Annotated in this window: 12 protein-coding genes and 2 tRNA genes; 6 read left to right on the forward strand and 8 right to left on the reverse strand. The window is 62.4% G+C overall.

Translation table 11 applies throughout. The features are described 5' to 3' along the window. Positions 1-26: 26 nt before the first annotated feature. Positions 27-100 (reverse strand) — tRNA-Cys (locus VBE63_RS09495). Between the two features lie 147 nt (positions 101-247). Here VBE63_RS09495 and VBE63_RS09500 point away from each other — a divergent pair. Continuing rightward, a tRNA-Arg gene (locus tag VBE63_RS09500) sits at positions 248-324 on the forward strand. A 32-nt stretch (positions 325-356) separates the two neighbouring features. Here the strand turns inward: VBE63_RS09500 and VBE63_RS09505 are convergent. Together VBE63_RS09505 and VBE63_RS09510 are read right to left on the reverse strand one after the other, a co-directional pair. Further along, the gene (locus tag VBE63_RS09505; protein ID WP_323682777.1) at positions 357-1,862 is read right to left on the reverse strand and encodes a L,D-transpeptidase family protein; all 1,506 of its coding nucleotides are present in this window, start codon (positions 1,860-1,862) and stop codon (positions 357-359) included. Between the two features lie 610 nt (positions 1,863-2,472). Next, complete coding sequence (locus VBE63_RS09510) at positions 2,473-2,727, reverse strand: tetratricopeptide repeat protein (protein WP_323682778.1); 255 nt, start codon at positions 2,725-2,727, stop codon at positions 2,473-2,475. 297 nt (positions 2,728-3,024) lie between these two features. Here VBE63_RS09510 and VBE63_RS09515 point away from each other — a divergent pair, with 297 nt between their 5' ends. Continuing rightward, a complete protein-coding gene (locus VBE63_RS09515; protein ID WP_416274531.1) occupies positions 3,025-3,834 on the forward strand; it encodes a DUF4198 domain-containing protein in 810 nt (269 codons plus the stop codon). A gap of 17 nt (positions 3,835-3,851) precedes the next feature. Here the strand turns inward: VBE63_RS09515 and VBE63_RS09520 are convergent, their stop codons facing one another. Genes VBE63_RS09520 through VBE63_RS09535 form a run of 4 tightly spaced genes read right to left on the reverse strand, consistent with a single transcriptional unit; the run spans position 3,852 to position 10,620 of the window. Beyond that, positions 3,852-5,669 (reverse strand): DUF4340 domain-containing protein, encoded by a 1,818-nt coding sequence (locus tag VBE63_RS09520; protein ID WP_323682779.1) that lies wholly within the window; start codon positions 5,667-5,669, stop codon positions 3,852-3,854. A gap of 3 nt (positions 5,670-5,672) precedes the next feature. Next, a complete protein-coding gene (locus tag VBE63_RS09525; RefSeq protein ID WP_323682780.1) occupies positions 5,673-8,642 on the reverse strand; it encodes a Gldg family protein in 2,970 nt (989 codons plus the stop codon). Continuing rightward, a complete protein-coding gene (locus tag VBE63_RS09530; protein WP_323682781.1) occupies positions 8,635-9,915 on the reverse strand; it encodes an ABC transporter ATP-binding protein in 1,281 nt (426 codons plus the stop codon). The genes VBE63_RS09525 and VBE63_RS09530 overlap by 8 nt, the downstream gene beginning before the upstream one ends. Positions 9,916-9,972: 57 nt before the next feature. Next, on the reverse strand, positions 9,973-10,620 hold the full coding sequence (locus VBE63_RS09535; RefSeq protein WP_323682782.1) for a tetratricopeptide repeat protein: 648 nt from the start codon (positions 10,618-10,620) through the stop codon (positions 9,973-9,975). Positions 10,621-11,173: 553 nt separating this feature from the next. On the opposite strand from VBE63_RS09535, the gene VBE63_RS09540 reads away from it, so the two are divergent. From VBE63_RS09540 to serS, 4 genes are all read left to right on the forward strand, one after another. Next, positions 11,174-11,647 (forward strand): AMP-binding protein, encoded by a 474-nt coding sequence (locus tag VBE63_RS09540; RefSeq protein ID WP_323682783.1) that lies wholly within the window; start codon positions 11,174-11,176, stop codon positions 11,645-11,647. 143 nt (positions 11,648-11,790) lie between these two features. After that, a complete protein-coding gene (crcB, locus tag VBE63_RS09545; RefSeq protein WP_323682784.1) occupies positions 11,791-12,168 on the forward strand; it encodes a fluoride efflux transporter CrcB in 378 nt (125 codons plus the stop codon). Between the two features lie 110 nt (positions 12,169-12,278). Continuing rightward, positions 12,279-12,590, forward strand: a complete 312-nt coding sequence (locus VBE63_RS09550) for a DUF190 domain-containing protein (RefSeq protein ID WP_323682785.1) — start codon at positions 12,279-12,281, stop codon at positions 12,588-12,590. A gap of 127 nt (positions 12,591-12,717) precedes the next feature. Then, positions 12,718-14,004, forward strand: coding sequence for a serine--tRNA ligase (gene serS, locus VBE63_RS09555; protein WP_323682786.1), 1,287 nt, complete (start codon positions 12,718-12,720; stop codon positions 14,002-14,004). 159 nt (positions 14,005-14,163) lie between these two features. Here the strand turns inward: serS and VBE63_RS09560 are convergent. Further along, positions 14,164-14,720, reverse strand: a 557-nt coding sequence (locus VBE63_RS09560) for a Uma2 family endonuclease (RefSeq protein WP_323682787.1), incomplete at its 5' end; no start/stop codon positions are given.

Genomic DNA, 14,720 nt, shown 5'->3' on the forward strand with positions numbered 1-14,720 from the left:
TTAAGCCGGCTAAGTCTTTGAAAAGATGGAGGCTGAGGTCGGAATCGAACCGGCGTCCACGGCTTTGCAGGCCGCTGCATAACCACTCTGCCACTCAGCCAGACCGCCTAGTGTAAGTGCAATCGCTTGGCTTGTCACGCAACCGACTCGCTTTGGGTTTGGTTATCAGGGGTCGCGCGCGGTAACATGGGGCGATGGCTAAACGGCAGCGCTTGCAACTGTCAACCGTCTCTCAAATCCATCCTTTGCCCTCGTAGCTCAGCAGGATAGAGCAACCGCCTCCTAAGCGGTAGGTCACAGGTTCGAATCCTGTCGAGGGCGCCATCTGCACCATCAGCTGCAGGACTCCGCGTGCGCTAGCCTTGGTCGTCGCTGGACTCGCCACCGTCCGCTGAGCGGATCTCGGGCGCCTTGGGCGTCATCGTTCTCGGTGGTGCCGTCTGTAGGGGTTGTGGCGCTGGGCTGGGTCGGTTCGCTCGAGGGCTTGCTGCCGGTTCCGGGTGATCCGATGGCGGCGATTCTGCAGCTGTTGATGTTGCATCGATAGGAGTTGACCTTTGCTTTTGCGGCTGTGCCCTGGGCTCTTCCGCCGGCGCCGCCGAGGTCTCTGGAGCGGCAGCCTGAGACCTTGATTCCGCTGATCCTGACCCGGATGCGGCTGATTCTGCTGGGCCTGAGCCTGTTGGGGCCGACCTGTTGGCTTCTCCTGTGGTCATCGCATGGGCACCTTCGCGATCCTCGTTGGCGTTGCTATTGCTTGCCGACTCCGGTGAACTGCTTTGCGACCGAACCGCTGCTTGAGGCGTGTCGGCCGTCTCTGCGTCCGTGCTGGCGTTGTTCTCATTGCTGGCTAGCCTATCGTCCCTGTTGTTGCTGCTTTCATCGTTCCTGGCCGGGATTGTGGCTGCGTCCGTCAATGTCCGCTCAGGGCGCGCAAGCTCTTGGCTAGCACGGCTCGCCGTTTGCGTCGGTTCCGCTTCGCTCGGGTTTGATGCGCGCTCACTGGATGAACTGGATGAGTCGGCGCTGCTCGTCCCGCGAGTCTCTGATGTGGATCTGGGGCGCCGAGGCTCGGCGTTGGTATCGGCATTCGCGCTGGCGACGGCGACGCGATCGCGCTGTGCTTGCTCGCGTTGGCGGCGAATGCGCTCGGCGTAGTTGCCGTAGTCTGGGCCGTTGCCAATCACGGTCACACGGGTGCCGATATTGGTGTGCGCAAAGAGGCTTGAGGCGACCTCGTTCGGAAGGCGAATGCAGCCATGTGAGGCAGGTTGCCCGGGGTTGGGGATAGCGCCAGCGTGAATGCCAATGCCGTCATAGGTCATGCGCATGAAGTTGGGCATGTTTGCGCCAACAAACTTGCCCCCGGCAGGGATCGGGTCGCTGGAACGGGCGTTCCGCTTGTGCAGGCCACCCTTGGCATTGTAAATGCGCCCATAGAGGTTGGAGCGTTTCTTCGCCACCTTCTCCATGATCTGGAATTCACCGCTTGGGGTTGGATGCGCTGAGACGCCGGAGGCGATGGTGGTCCAGCCTACCTGCTCCCGACCGTCGTAGAATCGCGCGCGCTGCGCATTGGTATCGATCACCACATGCGAGATACTGCGTCCGGCGCCATTCCATTCGTAAAGCTTCTCGGGCTCTGGGTCTTCCTGTGGCTCGGGAATGGCCTCCGGCACCACCTCTGCGGTCTCGAGCTCAATCTCAGCATCGACCTCAGCGAGCGTTGAAGTCTCGGGGCTGCTCGGCATCGAGAGCTGGGCGCAGCCGGCAAAGAGCAGCAGGCTGCTGAGCGCGAGCAGTTGCAGCGGGAGTGCTCGGCTCAGGAGGAGTAGGAGTGTTGTTTGCTTCTGATTACGCATGACTCAAGGTAAGGGTCACGGAGACCGGCAGCGTCTAAGACAAGACATGGTAACCCATCGAGCCACGGAGACTCGATGGTGATGGTCATCGATCCTGCCATGCTCGTCAGGGATGATCAAAGCATAAGTGTTTCTGTGCCTGTTAGGGAGGAGCTTATTCCGCATGCAATGCATGGAGTAACAGATATAATTTGCATGGGATACAGGTTCCTGAATCAGAACCCTTGTACGTATCGAGGAGAAAACATCATGCGCACATTGTTGATCACTGCCGCAGGTGCTGCGGGAGCCTTGGGGCTATTCTGGCGCGCCCTATCCCTACCATGACCCCGGCACGGCCTATGCCGCTCCTGCCCCGCGGGCGCCTGCTGAGTCTGACAAGGCGCGCTGAGCAATGCGATCTCAGAGGCTCACTGAGCCGAATCAGCCCCTCTAAACAGGATTGCATGCTCCATGGTTCGGGCCGGATGATTGACCTCGGCAGCGCTGGCGACCGCAAGCAATCTCGCCTCGGCATAGGTGAGCCGGTCATTTCCGGGGTCGGCTTCCCTCAAGGCCTGGATGCGTTTGGCGACGAGTGTTTCGTTGGTCCCCGCATGGGCCTCGGCAATCAGCTGAAGCAGCCGCGTGAGCGCAGCAGGAACTGCTTCATCTGTGCCTTGGCCTTGTCCTCGAGCCCAAGACCTTGGTAAGCCCGCGCAAGCGGGTAGTGCACCTCAGTGGCATCCGGATTCGCCTCCAGCGCGGCCTCAAGGTGGGTACGCGCATCCGCGTAACGACGCCGGCGTAATAGGGCCAGCGCAGCTCCTGGGGGTCGAGGCGCATGGCATTGCGCAGACAGGCATCGGCGAGCAGGGGTCTGCACAAGCAGCTGGCGCCACAGAGGATCAACAGCGAGACGCCCCCGATGCCTGTGAGCCACCCGGTCTGCGTGATCAAGCGTCGTCAAAAAGACATCGAAGGTAAACCGCGTATGCTCTAAAGAGGCATGTTCAAGGATGCGCGATCGAGGATCATCTTTCTCTGCGCCTCCCTCCGCCTCTCTGCGTCATCTGCGGTTGAAAAGCGCTTCTTGGGACAATGCAAAAAAGTATGAAAAAATCCTAAAATATCTTATTTTAGGATATCCAATGGCTTGATCAACCAACCCTGGAGGCCTTCCATGACGTCACCCCATGTTCATACGCATGACAAGCGCGATCACTCGCTGCCCGCTAGGCGGCATTGGCTCGCCGCGCTGACGCTGATGATACCGCTTGCAGTTCAGGCGCATTTCTTGGAGCTGATCCCCTCGACCGAGAGTCTAACCGCAGAGACGGGCTCGACGCTGACCTTGGACCTGAGCTTCACCCATCCTATGGAGCGCGGGCCGGTGATGCCGATGGGCGAGCCGGTGCGTTTTGGCGTACTGACCCCGGAAGGCGCACAGGATTTGACGGATCGGTTGCAAGCGGTGAAGCGCGAAGGCCAGGCCGCCTATCAGGCCGAGTATCAGGTTTCGGGTCCTGCTGACTACCTGTTTTTCGTCGAGCCGGCACCCTACTGGGAGCCGGCCGAGGGGGTGATGATCATTCATTACACCAAGACCGTGGTTGATGCCTTTGGCGCAGAGGAGGGCTGGGATCAGAGGGTCGGCCTCCCGGTGGAGATCGAGCCGCTGGTGCGTCCCTATGGGCTCTGGGCTGGCAACCTGTTCAGCGCTGTGGTAACTCGCGGTGGGCAGCCAGTGCCTTTTGCCAGGGTTGAGGTTGAATGGCGTAACGACGGCTCGGTTGAGCCACCCGCGTCGCCCTTTGTCACGCAGGTCGTGAAAGCCGATGCCAATGGCGTCTTCAGCTACGCGATGCCACGGGCTGGCTGGTGGGGCTTTGCCGCTCTACTCGAGGGCGAGGAGACCATGGCCAACCCCGATGGCGAGCAGGTGCCGGTCGAGCTGGGCGCGTTAATCTGGGTGCGAGCACGGGAGATGTGAGCGACGGGCCGTTGTCCTTATCGCCAAGTGGGCGCCGTCTGTGGTGGTGAGCCCTGTGCAGGACTCTGCGAGGAGCTCCCTGGCGGCCAGGGTTGGCGGTTCGGTGGAGCATAACGCTGATAAGGCCACTGCGGCGGCACTGGGAGCTGAGTGGGTGGCTGTGCCGGCGGCTGCCGTGGGCGGAATTCGGGTTGATCTACCGGCTCGGTCGCCGCGTTGGTTGCGGGCTCCCTGGGTGCTTCGCTGTCTGGAATGGCAACCTCCGGTCCTGGCATGCCAACGCTTGGCTCAGGTGTGGTCATTTCCGAGTCTGGCGTGGCAATCTCCGATGCTGGCGCGGCAACTTCGGGCGAAGGTGTCCCTTGGTCTTCGGCTGTTGCCGTTTGGGGCGCGGCCGACTCCGATGGGTGATCAGCCTCGCTGTCAGAGCGAGAGTGGGGCGCGGTCTGGGCCTTAGGCTGGACCTCTGACTGGTCCTCAGTGTTGATCGCAGCAGAGTTATCCCCCGACCCTGCTTCAGGGGCGCTCGCCTTCTCGGTCGGCTCAGCGGCACGCTGGACCATCAGTTGCTCCAGCTCGAGATCGATTAGGCCGTCGAGATCGTACTCGGACAGCGCATAAAGCTGAGGATCGCTGTCGGTTTGTAGCAGATAGCCGCCGTTCGGGTCGGCAAAAACCCTTCGGATGAGGCTGTCGCCACCTTGGATGCCAATCTCGAGTTGCAAAAGCGGCTCCGATCGCAGCTCAATCGCGGTTGACGTTGCCTCAAGGGTGGCCGCGGCAGCAGTACCATTGCTGAGATCAGTGGCGGCATTGGGGCTGCTCGTCGCGAAAGTGTCATCGGCATCTGCGCTCGCAGCATGGTGATCCCGCATTGGATTCGCGAGGGCCGCAGGCATCCGAACGCCCCGGTAGCTAAGCTTCGCGATACGCCTCACCAGCGTCTCTGCCTTAGCCGGGTCTAGCTCGCTCGGTTGCAGCTCGTCCGTTTCCAGCTTGTCCGATTCCAGTTCGCTCGGCTCCAGCTCCGATAGGCTCGGCTGAGGCGGATCTCGATCGGTCTCTGTTTGCTGGTTTTGGTCCAAGGCAAGGGGCGATGCCGCCTTTGCAAGCTTTGCAAGGCCAACGGATGGACCGGACTTTGTCGTGAGCTGCCAGTCGCCATGCTGGCGGCTCAGCGTCCAGTCATGGTGACCATGGTAACTAATGCGCAGGATTGCCTCGGCATCGAGCCAAAGCTGGTCGTGGCGGACCCAATCATCGCTGTCACTGGTGATCTGGACGTTGGCCAATGGCAGATCGTAGACCGCCTCTTCTCCGGCCAGCCGAGCATAGAGGCGGCGGAAGCCGGATGAATCGCCGAGCAGAATCTGCGCCAGCTCGCCGGCATCACCGAGCAGGCGGATACGGCGCTCGGCATTGTCGTCGGCCACCTTGAGCCGTTGTTGCGTCTCGCTGCTGGCGCCGACTGGCAGCGGCCGCTGGAGGGCCATTAGCCTGCTCAGCAGCTGATCGACCTTGTCCGCGTCGGCTGGGAAGTCAGCGAGCGCAGGCAGCACCCAGCCCTCGGCTGCGTGCGCGAGCTCGACGTGCTCATCAGCGCTGCGGATCAGGATGCGCGTGATCTGCTCGCTGGACAGCGCCAGCAGTGGTGCATGATCGATGTTGGAGCGGATCGTGTTACCGGCGAGCACCAGAGCGGCGACCAGCTGAGCAACCAGCAGCGTGATCATCAGACTGACGGCGGGATTCAGCAGCGCCCGGCGCCAGCTTGGATCAAGCCGGCTCCCGGGGTTGCGGAGGAAGCTTGGAAATGGATTCAATCGCGCGCTCATGGCTCAACCCTCCAGGATCGCAGCCAATGCCCGTTCGCGGCGCTGATGCAGCCGTCGGTGCAGTGCGAAGACCAGCACCAGACCCCCGAGCGCGAGCAGGTAGTTCAGCGCTTCCAGCAGGATGCGTTGCTCGCGTCCAACGGGCTCGAGCAGGCGACTGTACTGGCCGCGGCCGCGCAATGCGAGCAGCCCGCGGTCCTCAAGCGACCAGTCGATGGCGTTCTGAATCAGGCTCAGTGGCGCCAAGTATCGGCTCTGGGTGGCCTCGGTGGCGAGGCTGATGGCGGTGTCCGAGAGGAAGCTCGAGGAGCCGAATAGGATCAGCCGGGCCGAGCGAGGTGAGTGATCGACGACGCCAGTGAGCCGTGGTGAGTCGAGCTTCGACGTATCGGCCTCCGCGAGGGCTGCCACATCGTCCCAGGAGATTCCGTTACCCAATGCGCGATCCTGCCCTGCTTCCACGCTCGCTGGCTTGCCGGGGCGCTGCTCGCTGAGCAAGGGCGAGCGCTGGTTGGCGAAGGCCGACTCGAAGCGGCCCTCGAGCAAGACCCCGAGCAGCTTGCGCCCAGTGTCATCGCCAGGCGCGAAGCCGAGCTCCGGATAGGTCTCCAGATCGGGCTGTAGATCGCTGTCCTCGCGCGTCCAAGCAGCCGCGGAGGATTCGATCAGTCGCACCACCCGGCGCTCAGCGTTGGCCTCGACATCGATGTTGATCGGCGCTGCCCAAGTCATGGTCAGTTGACCCAATCCGGCGGTGATGCCGGAGGCCTCACTCAACCCATTGTCGCGCACATCCGGGAAATAGGGATAGGGCAGCATCTGGATTTCTTCGATCAAGAAGCCGCCGAGCTGTCGCTGAACAGGGATCGGGAACGGAGTGTTCTGTGGGTCCAGAACCAGCCCTGGCCCAAGCCGAACGCCGTGTCCCCGGAGCCAGTCCTCGAGTCCAGTAGGCTGTTCGATGGCGCTGATGCGCCCACCGCTGAGATCGACACTGAGCGGCTCGGCGGCGAGGATCAGGGTGCCGCCCTGCATCAGGAATTGGTCAATGGCAAAGCGCTGGCGTTCGTCGAGAGCCCTGGGCGCGATGACCAGTAGCAGATCGGCCTGTTCGGGTACCTGCCCGTCGCGCAGATCGGTCGCGAGCAGGTTGAAGTTGGCTTGTAGCACCTCTTCGAGCAGGCTGTAGCCTGGGTCGCTGACGCTGCCACCAAGGTTGTCCATCCCCAGCATGCCTGGGCTAGGTTCGGGCCGATAGAGCGCGATGCTGCGCAGTACGCCGGGGGTAAAGCGCTTGATCGCCGCGCTCAGGCTGCGGCGCAGCCCCGCGGCGTCGAGCTGCTCGGGCAGTGCAATCGAGATTGCTTGCTCGCCCTGCTCGAGGACAAGCCCGAAATAGAAGGGAAGTGGATCGAACAGATCCAGGATCAGTGGCTGCAGGCCATAGCGCTCGGCGATTTCTTGCTCGAGCGCCGGGTCCTGCGCTGGGTCGTTGATCTCCCAGTGGAAGCGCCCTTGGGACTCGCGCGCCAGGTCATCGAGCACTGCTTCCAGGGCTGCGCGCAGCTCGGGTAAGGGGTCCGGGAGGGCCTCGGGTGCGGAGATAAACCCGCGCAGGTGCAGTGGCGGGCTGATGCCGGCGAACAGATCACCGCCGGCCTGCCAGCCATAAAGCAGCTTCTTGATTGCTCGGGTGATGTCGTACTCAGGGTTGCGCAGCATCACCTCGAGATCGGTCTCGCCACGCACCTTCACATCGATCAGATCCTGAAAACCGAGCACCTCGTGACTGTCGCCATACTTGACCAAGATATCGAAGTAGGAATTGACAATGCCGGCCTGGTATTTGCTCGCGGTCTGGAAGGCGACCGGCTGAATACCATAGTGCTCGCCGGCCTCGCGCTCGCGCTCAGCGTTGGTGTGTGGATCGATCAGCTCGACGATGAGGCGTCCGTTGCCTGCGGCCTGGTACTCATACAGCAGATCGCGCAGCTGTGGCACCAGGGGTGCGAGCAGTGGATGGGTCTCGGCACTGAAATAGCCGCGGATCAGCAGCGGCTCTTGGAGCTGATTCAGATAGGTCCGGGTGGTTTCGGAGAGGCTGTAGACCGCACCACGGGTCAGGTCGGCGCGCAGGGTCTCGACCTGATGCAGCCAGAGGTTGGCAGCGAGTAGGTTGGCCACCGCAAGCCCAATGAGCAGCGACCAGCGGTGATGGACAATGCGGCGTTGGCTATTGGGCTCGCAATCGGACGCCCAGCGCAGGCGCTCTAGGCTATCGATGGTCAGCAGCAGGAAGGCACCGACCAGACTCAGGTAATAGTAGAGGTCACGCAGGTCGAGAACGCCGCGCGTGATCGATTCAAACCTGGAGCCGGAGCCGAGCAGGCGCAGCAGTTCGCCGCTGCCGTGCCCAACCAGGCTGGTCAGCGCCGGCGAACCGAGCAGATAGAATAGCGTTGCAACCAGGGTGGTGCCGATCAGCGCGATGATCGGGTTATCGGTGCGCGCCGAGACGAATAGGCCGATGGCGATGTAGGCCGCTGCGAGCAGTAGCGTGGCCAGATAAGCGCCGGCCACTGGTCCCCAGTCGAGTGGTCCGATCAGGGCGACGCTGAGCGGCAAGGGTAGAGTCAGCGCCAGCGAGATCGCCACCAGCGTCCAGGCGGCGAGGAACTTGCCGAGCACCAGCCGCCAGGTCGGCACCGGCAGTGTCGCCAGCAGCTCCAGGGTGCCGGCGCGCCGCTCTTCGCTCCAGAGACGCATGGTCAGCGCCGCGGCGAGGAAGATCAGCAGCAGCGGCATCCAGTCGAACAACGGACGGGTATCGGCGATGTTGCGGGCGAAGAAGGCCTCGACCCAGAAGAACAGGAACAGGTTTGCGGCGAGAAAGGCACCGATGAACAGATAGGCCACCGGCGAGCCAAAGAAGGATGCAAGCTCCTTGCGGGTGATGCGCAAGATGTCAGTCATGGGTTGGCCCTTCCTTGGCGGAGCTCGCCGACCTTGGCTTGGGCGCAGCCTTTACCTTTGCCTTTGATTTTGGTGTTGGCTTGGGCGCCGCCTTTGCCTTTGATTGCGATGCTGGCTTTGGACCCAGCTTGACCCTTGGCGCCGGTTTTGCCTTTGCCTGAGGCTTTAGCTCCCGCTTCGCTTGCGGCTTCGGTCTCGCCTTCGTTTGTGGTCTTTTCTTGCGTGTGGTTGTCGTTGCCTTTGCGTTCGCTGGGCGAGCACTCAAGTCTGAGCCTGAGTCCCTGGTTGAATCCGGCGTCGGTACGGAATTTGCTGCCGCGCTTGGCGCGGATCTAGACTCAGCGGCTTGGATCTGCTCGCCGCTCGCAACCGCTCTGAACAGGGCCTCAAGATCTTGTCGCTCGGGTGTGAGCGCATAGAGCGCCCAACCGCGCTCAGCGGCGATCTGCGCAACGCGTGGGGCGAGCCGTTTGGGGTCGGCTGTCTGCAGCGCAAAGCGCCGGCGCGCTCCCTCATCGCCGAGGTGGGTCACTGCGCCAACCGTCTCGATCGCGCCAAGGATCTCGTTGACCTCGGAGAGGGGACGGTCGAGCGTGACCAGCAGTCGTGGATCGGTGCTTAGTGCGTCAAGGCGGCTATCGATCGCGAGCTGGCCAGCGCGCATGATCAGCACCCGCGAGCAGAGCGCCTCGACCTCTTGCAAAACGTGCGTTGAGATGATCACAGTGGCCTGCCGCGCCAGCTCGCGGATCAGGGCGCGCATGTGCTGGATCTGCGAGGGATCGAGACCGTTGGTCGGCTCGTCTAGGATCAGAATTTGCGGCTCGTGGAGGATGGCCTGTGCAACCCCGAGACGCTGCCGGTAGCCCCGCGAGAGGGTCGCAACCGTCGCCTGCGCCTTGTTGCCAAGCTCCGTGCGCTCGATCGCGCGGCGGATTGCATCGGCGCGATGCCGCAGCGGTATGCGATGCAGGGTTGCTTGATAGTCTAGGTGCTCGAGCACGCTCAGGTCTGGGTAGAGCGGGCAGTTCTCCGGCAGGTAGCCGATGCGCCGCTGGACCTCGCGACGGCGGCTAGCCAGGTCAAGCTGGTCGATGACGATCTGCCCCGCGCTGGGCTCCAGGAAGCCAGTCAGCATCTTCATGATGGTGGTCTTGCCGGCCCCGTTTTGGCCGAGCAGGCCGACGATCTCGCGGCGGCCGATCATAAACGACACCCGGTCCACCGCGGTCAGGGTGCCATAACGGCGGCTGATCTCATGAGCCTCGATCATCCGTTACTCCGGTGACGGTGATGTGGGGGAGCTCCATTCAGCGCTGCAGCGGAAAGGTCATAGGCCCGCAGGCAAGATAAAGGGTGCCGCCATGCGATGGGGTAACTCCTGATCATAGGTCCTAGACTGTTGCTGCGCCGCCTTGATCTCCTCATCGGAGAGCATCTCAGCGACCCGATTGCGGTCGATGACGGCCCCCTGATAGCCGCGCGCTGCGGCGATGTTGCACCAGGCATAGGCTTCAATCAGGTCTTTGTCGGTGCCGATTCCCCGGCTCAGCATCGATCCCACTCGGTACATCGCCATCGCCTCACCTTGCATGGCCGCACGGCGGTACCATTCCAATGCCTGTTCGTAATCCTGGATGACACCGCTGCCGTTTTCGTGCAAGACGCCGAGCATCAACTGGGCCCTGACGTGACCTTCCTCGGCGGCTTGGCGTAGCCTTTTTGCTGCGCTGGGGAGCGTGGAACTGTCTTCGCGATAGGTTGAGCGACGAAGCAGTTCGAGGCCTTTTCGGAAGTGTTGCTCAGCCTCATCGAGCGTCTCCGCCTCGGTCTCTGCGGCGACGATCGTTTCACTCTGTGCGGCGATGCTCGATTCGTTTCGGAAGGCGATGCTCGATTCGTTCTGGGCTTGCTCGGCGATGTCCGACTCCGAGATTGCGCGCTCATAGCGCACCGCCAAGGAGACAAAAATGCTCATGAGAAGGAGGGCAAAGGCCCCAGTGCCCCAGGAATAGATGACCAAGAGGTCTCGGTCCAGAAAACGCAAGCGACAGTCGCGGCAGCGAAAGAACCGATTGAGCAGGGGTAGGCTCTTGCGGCTCGGGTCCGACGCCATTCGCTGGGAACGACGGACATTGCTGCTTCCGCATTGAGGGCATTTCACAGTGGCCATGGACGGAACGGTCAAGGTTAATGGGCTGTAGAGCCAAGCATGGGATCGCCATTGGATCGAGCGAATCGCAACAATCCTCAAGATTAGCGAGGCTCACAGGGGCGGTCAACGCGAAGTCTTTCGTCATCTTGGATGCTGGATGCCGCCGACGGGAGATCTCTTGCTCTGCAAGAGACAACAATCTGCAAGAGGCATTGATCGGCAGGGCCCCTCGGCAGTGGTGCGATCGCGATGCATGATCGAGCAACCGGGTAGGCTATCATCGCGGGCAGCGATGACTGCGTAGCCGTCTCAGTGTGCGCTCGCGCATACCAGCCCTCCATGTCCGCGAATCAGCCAAAGACCAAGATCAACTCGCATGCTTTTGCAACAACACCAAGGACCCGCGCTCATCTGGAATGACCAACGCATCAGCTATCCTGAATTGCTGGCGCGTATCGATGCGGTGTCGCGGCTTTTCCCGGCCGCGCCCTGCGATCAGGTGGCGATCTTCTCCGAGAATCGCCTCGAGTGGGTCTATGCCTTTTATGCTGGTTTGAAGCGGGGCTGCACCCTGGTGCCGATCGACTTCATGAACTCGGCAGAGGATGTCGCCTATATTCTGCGTGACTGCGCGCCGTCGCTGGTGTTCTGCTCCAACAGTACGCGCGAAGTCTTGGCGATCAAAGGCGCCTGCCGAGCCTTGCCGAGCGGCTCCTGGCTACCGAGGATCTCGGCACCGATCAGCGTCAGCTTCCTGCCTGCCGTCCTGCCTGGCGAGCGCAGCTATGAGGACTTGAATCAGGCGGTGATGGAGCAGGTCGTGGCAGCCGTTGACGGGTCCGGGAGCTGAATGCTTTGAGCGTCTGCGATGGCAGCCTACTTGGATCGGGTGCGATGTCTCCGGCATCCTCAGGCACCAAAACCGAGGTTAACGGCGACTGATCCGCTCGATCAGTCGGCAATTCGAATGAAAGGACGAGCGCGGCAAGGCGAATGATGTTACAGATCCTGGCGATCGCTAGCGGTGGGGCACTTGGCGCCGTGGCGCGGTTTGGCGTCTCAACCGGCGTCTATCGGCTATTTGGGCGCGATTTTCCCTGGGGAACCCTGGCCGTGAATGGCCTTGGCTCCTATGCCATGGGTCTGCTGTTCGTGCTCTTTTTGGAGCGCGGCCTGGTGGCACCTGAGCTACGCGCCGCGGTGCTGGTTGGCTTTCTGGGCTCCTTCACCACCTTCTCGACCTTCTCGCTTGAGACACTGACGCTGGTGGAGCAGGGTGAGGCGGTACGGGCGCTGCTCAATGTTGCCGGCAGTCTGCTGCTCTGTCTTGGAGCCTGCTGGGCCGGTATCATCAGTGCGAGGCTGTTATGACTAAGCCAGGGTTTGTGCGTCAGCAAGAAGACATTAAGACGCTGGGGTCGGAGTCCAAGCCGGATTCAGATCCTAGGTCTGAGTGCGAGCATGCTGTGATTTGGGCGACCATGGTCCGTGTCTACCTGACCGAGTCGGATCACGGACTGAAGCCGCTGTTGAAATGCCTGCATGATGAGCTTGGCGTGCTGGGTGCGACCGTGACGCGCGGCGTTGCCGGCTTCGGCGCCTCTGGCGTGGTGCACAGTGCCGGCTTGGTCGATCTATCGACCGATCTTCCGCTCGTACTGGAGTTTTTCGATCGGCCAGACCGAGCGCGTATCGCGATCGAGCGCATCAAAGATTTCGTTGATCCCGGGCATCTGGTGTCCTGGAGCGTGCGTGTCGAAGGTGATGAACGTGCCTCAGCATCACCTGGCTGACACAGACGCGAGATTGGTTTCTCGATGCGGTGCTTGAGCACAAGACAAGGTCCGCTTCCGCGTGACCTCATCCTTCACCGAGCGTGCAGGCGTTACCAACGCGCACGCCCTGACCGACAGGCTTCACATGCTTGATCCCAAACTTCTTCGCAGCGAGCTCGAGCAGGTGGCTACTCAGCTCGCGCGCCGCGGCTTTCATCTTGATACCACCCGCATTGAGGCCCTAGAGACTCGCCGCAAGGCGCTGCAAGGCGAGGTGCAGGAGCTGCAGAACCAGCGCAACGTCAAGTCCAAGGCGATCGGCAAGGCCAAGGCCGCCGGCGAGGACATCGCGCCGATCATGGCCGAGGTGGCTGCCTTTGCCGATCGGCTGAAGGCGATGGACGCCGAACTCGAGGCCATCCAGGCCGAGCTGCGCGAGATCGCCCTCGGCATCCCCAACCTGCCCGATGCCAGTGTGCCGGATGGCCGCGACGAGAACGCCAACCGCGTCGAGCGCACCTGGGGTGAGCCGCGCGTCTTCGACTTCGAGCCCAAGGATCATGTCGATCTCGGCGTGCCGGCGGGTTGGATCGACTTTGATGCCGCGGCCAAGCTCACCGCCTCGCGCTTCGCCGTGCTCAATGGCCCAATGGCCCGGCTGCACCGTGCGCTGATCCAGTTCATGCTCGATCTACACACCGAAGAGCACGGCTACAGCGAGACCTATGTGCCCTATCTGGTCAACGCCGACAGCCTGCGCGGAACCGGTCAGCTGCCGAAGTTCGAGGAGGACCTCTTCCGGGTGCCGGGGCCGGAGCGCGACTTCTACCTGATCCCGACCGCCGAGGTGCCGGTCACCAACCTGGTGCGCGATCTGATCTGTGATGCCGCTAGCCTGCCGCGCAAATGGGTCGCGCACACGCCCTGCTTCCGCAGCGAGGCCGGCTCCTACGGCAAGGACACCCGCGGCATGATCCGCCAGCATCAGTTCGAGAAGGTCGAGCTGGTGCAGGCGGTGCGACCAGAGGAGTCGTTCGCTGCACTCGAGCAGCTCACCGGCCATGCCGAGGCGGTGCTGCAGCGGCTCGGGCTGCCCTATCAGCTGGTCACGCTCTGCACCGGCGATCTCGGCTTCTCGGCGGTGAAGACCTACGATCTGGAGGTCTGGCTGCCCGGCCAGCAGCGCTATCGCGAGATCTCCTCCTGCTCCTGCTTTGGCGACTTCCAGGCGCGCCGGCTGCAGGCGCGCTGGCGCAATCCCGAGACCAACAAGCCCGAGCTGCTGCACACGCTGAATGGCTCCGGGCTCGCGGTGGGTCGCACGCTGGTGGCGGTGTTGGAGAACTATCAGCAGGCGGATGGCAGTCTTGAGATTCCGGCCGCGCTGCAGCCCTACATGGGTGGCTTGACGGTGCTTAAGCCGCCGCGCTGATGAGGTGACGCCCGTGCGTGCTCATACCGCCTTGCTTGTCTTTTCGCTCGCCTTTTGCGTCGCATCGCCGGTCGCATAGCTCGGCTATGCTGCCGGCGACGCTCTTTGAAGGCAAACGAAAATCCTGCGTAATTCGGTACGAGCTTTTCCGGCAATCGCCTAAGAGGCGCCGCGCAGCCGGGTCAGTTCCGCGAGCAGCGCCTCTTTCTCGGCGCGTTCCCGATGCGCGACTTGCTCGGCCTGTTGGCATGCTTGATCGGCCTGTTGGCGTTCCTGCTGGGCCTGCTCGCGCGCCTGGCGCTCTGCTTCTAACTGCTGCCGATCTTGCTGCCAGGCCGCGCGCTCGCGCTGCCAAGCCGGCAGCACAAAGGACGCATAAACCGCATCCTCAATCAGCGCTTCCGGGCCAGGCTGGCGCTGCAGATCCTCGAGCCGAAAGCGCAAGCCGGGCACCACCTCCGATTGAAGTATCCCGTCTTCGCTTGGGATCGGCGTGTAACGTCCAAAGACGTTGCGCCGATAGAACCGTTGCCATTGCGGTTGATGGTGCAGGATGTAGTATTCGCGCACCCCGGCGGCTTCATATTCGCGCCGCTTCTGCTCGGTGTCGCGGGCGATCTCCGCCGGGCTGCTGTCGGAGAGGGCTTCGACGCAGAGGTCGAAGGTGCCTTTGTAAGAGCGGTCAAGATCCGCGAGTGGGATCGGGTTGCTGTCGA

The sequence above is a fragment of the Lamprobacter sp. genome, from assembly GCF_034860625.1.
In the GTDB taxonomy this organism is placed as follows: Bacteria; Pseudomonadota; Gammaproteobacteria; order Chromatiales; family Chromatiaceae; genus Lamprobacter.

Excerpts from the sequence above, each read along its gene's own strand:
- VBE63_RS09515 (WP_416274531.1), top strand. The coding sequence starts at position 3,025 with ATGACGTCACCCCATGTTCATACGCATGACAAGCGCGATCACTCGCTG.
- VBE63_RS09550 (WP_323682785.1), top strand. The coding sequence starts at position 12,279 with ATGGTCCGTGTCTACCTGACCGAGTCGGATCACGGACTGAAGCCGCTG.
- VBE63_RS09540 (WP_323682783.1), top strand. The coding sequence starts at position 11,174 with ATGCTTTTGCAACAACACCAAGGACCCGCGCTCATCTGGAATGACCAA.
- VBE63_RS09525 (WP_323682780.1), bottom strand. The coding sequence starts at position 8,642 with ATGACTGACATCTTGCGCATCACCCGCAAGGAGCTTGCATCCTTCTTT.
- VBE63_RS09530 (WP_323682781.1), bottom strand. The coding sequence starts at position 9,915 with ATGATCGAGGCTCATGAGATCAGCCGCCGTTATGGCACCCTGACCGCG.
- crcB (WP_323682784.1), top strand. The coding sequence starts at position 11,791 with ATGATGTTACAGATCCTGGCGATCGCTAGCGGTGGGGCACTTGGCGCC.
- VBE63_RS09535 (WP_323682782.1), bottom strand. The coding sequence starts at position 10,620 with ATGAGCATTTTTGTCTCCTTGGCGGTGCGCTATGAGCGCGCAATCTCG.
- VBE63_RS09505 (WP_323682777.1), bottom strand. The coding sequence starts at position 1,862 with ATGCGTAATCAGAAGCAAACAACACTCCTACTCCTCCTGAGCCGAGCA.
- serS (WP_323682786.1), top strand. The coding sequence starts at position 12,718 with ATGCTTGATCCCAAACTTCTTCGCAGCGAGCTCGAGCAGGTGGCTACT.
- VBE63_RS09520 (WP_323682779.1), bottom strand. The coding sequence starts at position 5,669 with ATGAGCGCGCGATTGAATCCATTTCCAAGCTTCCTCCGCAACCCCGGG.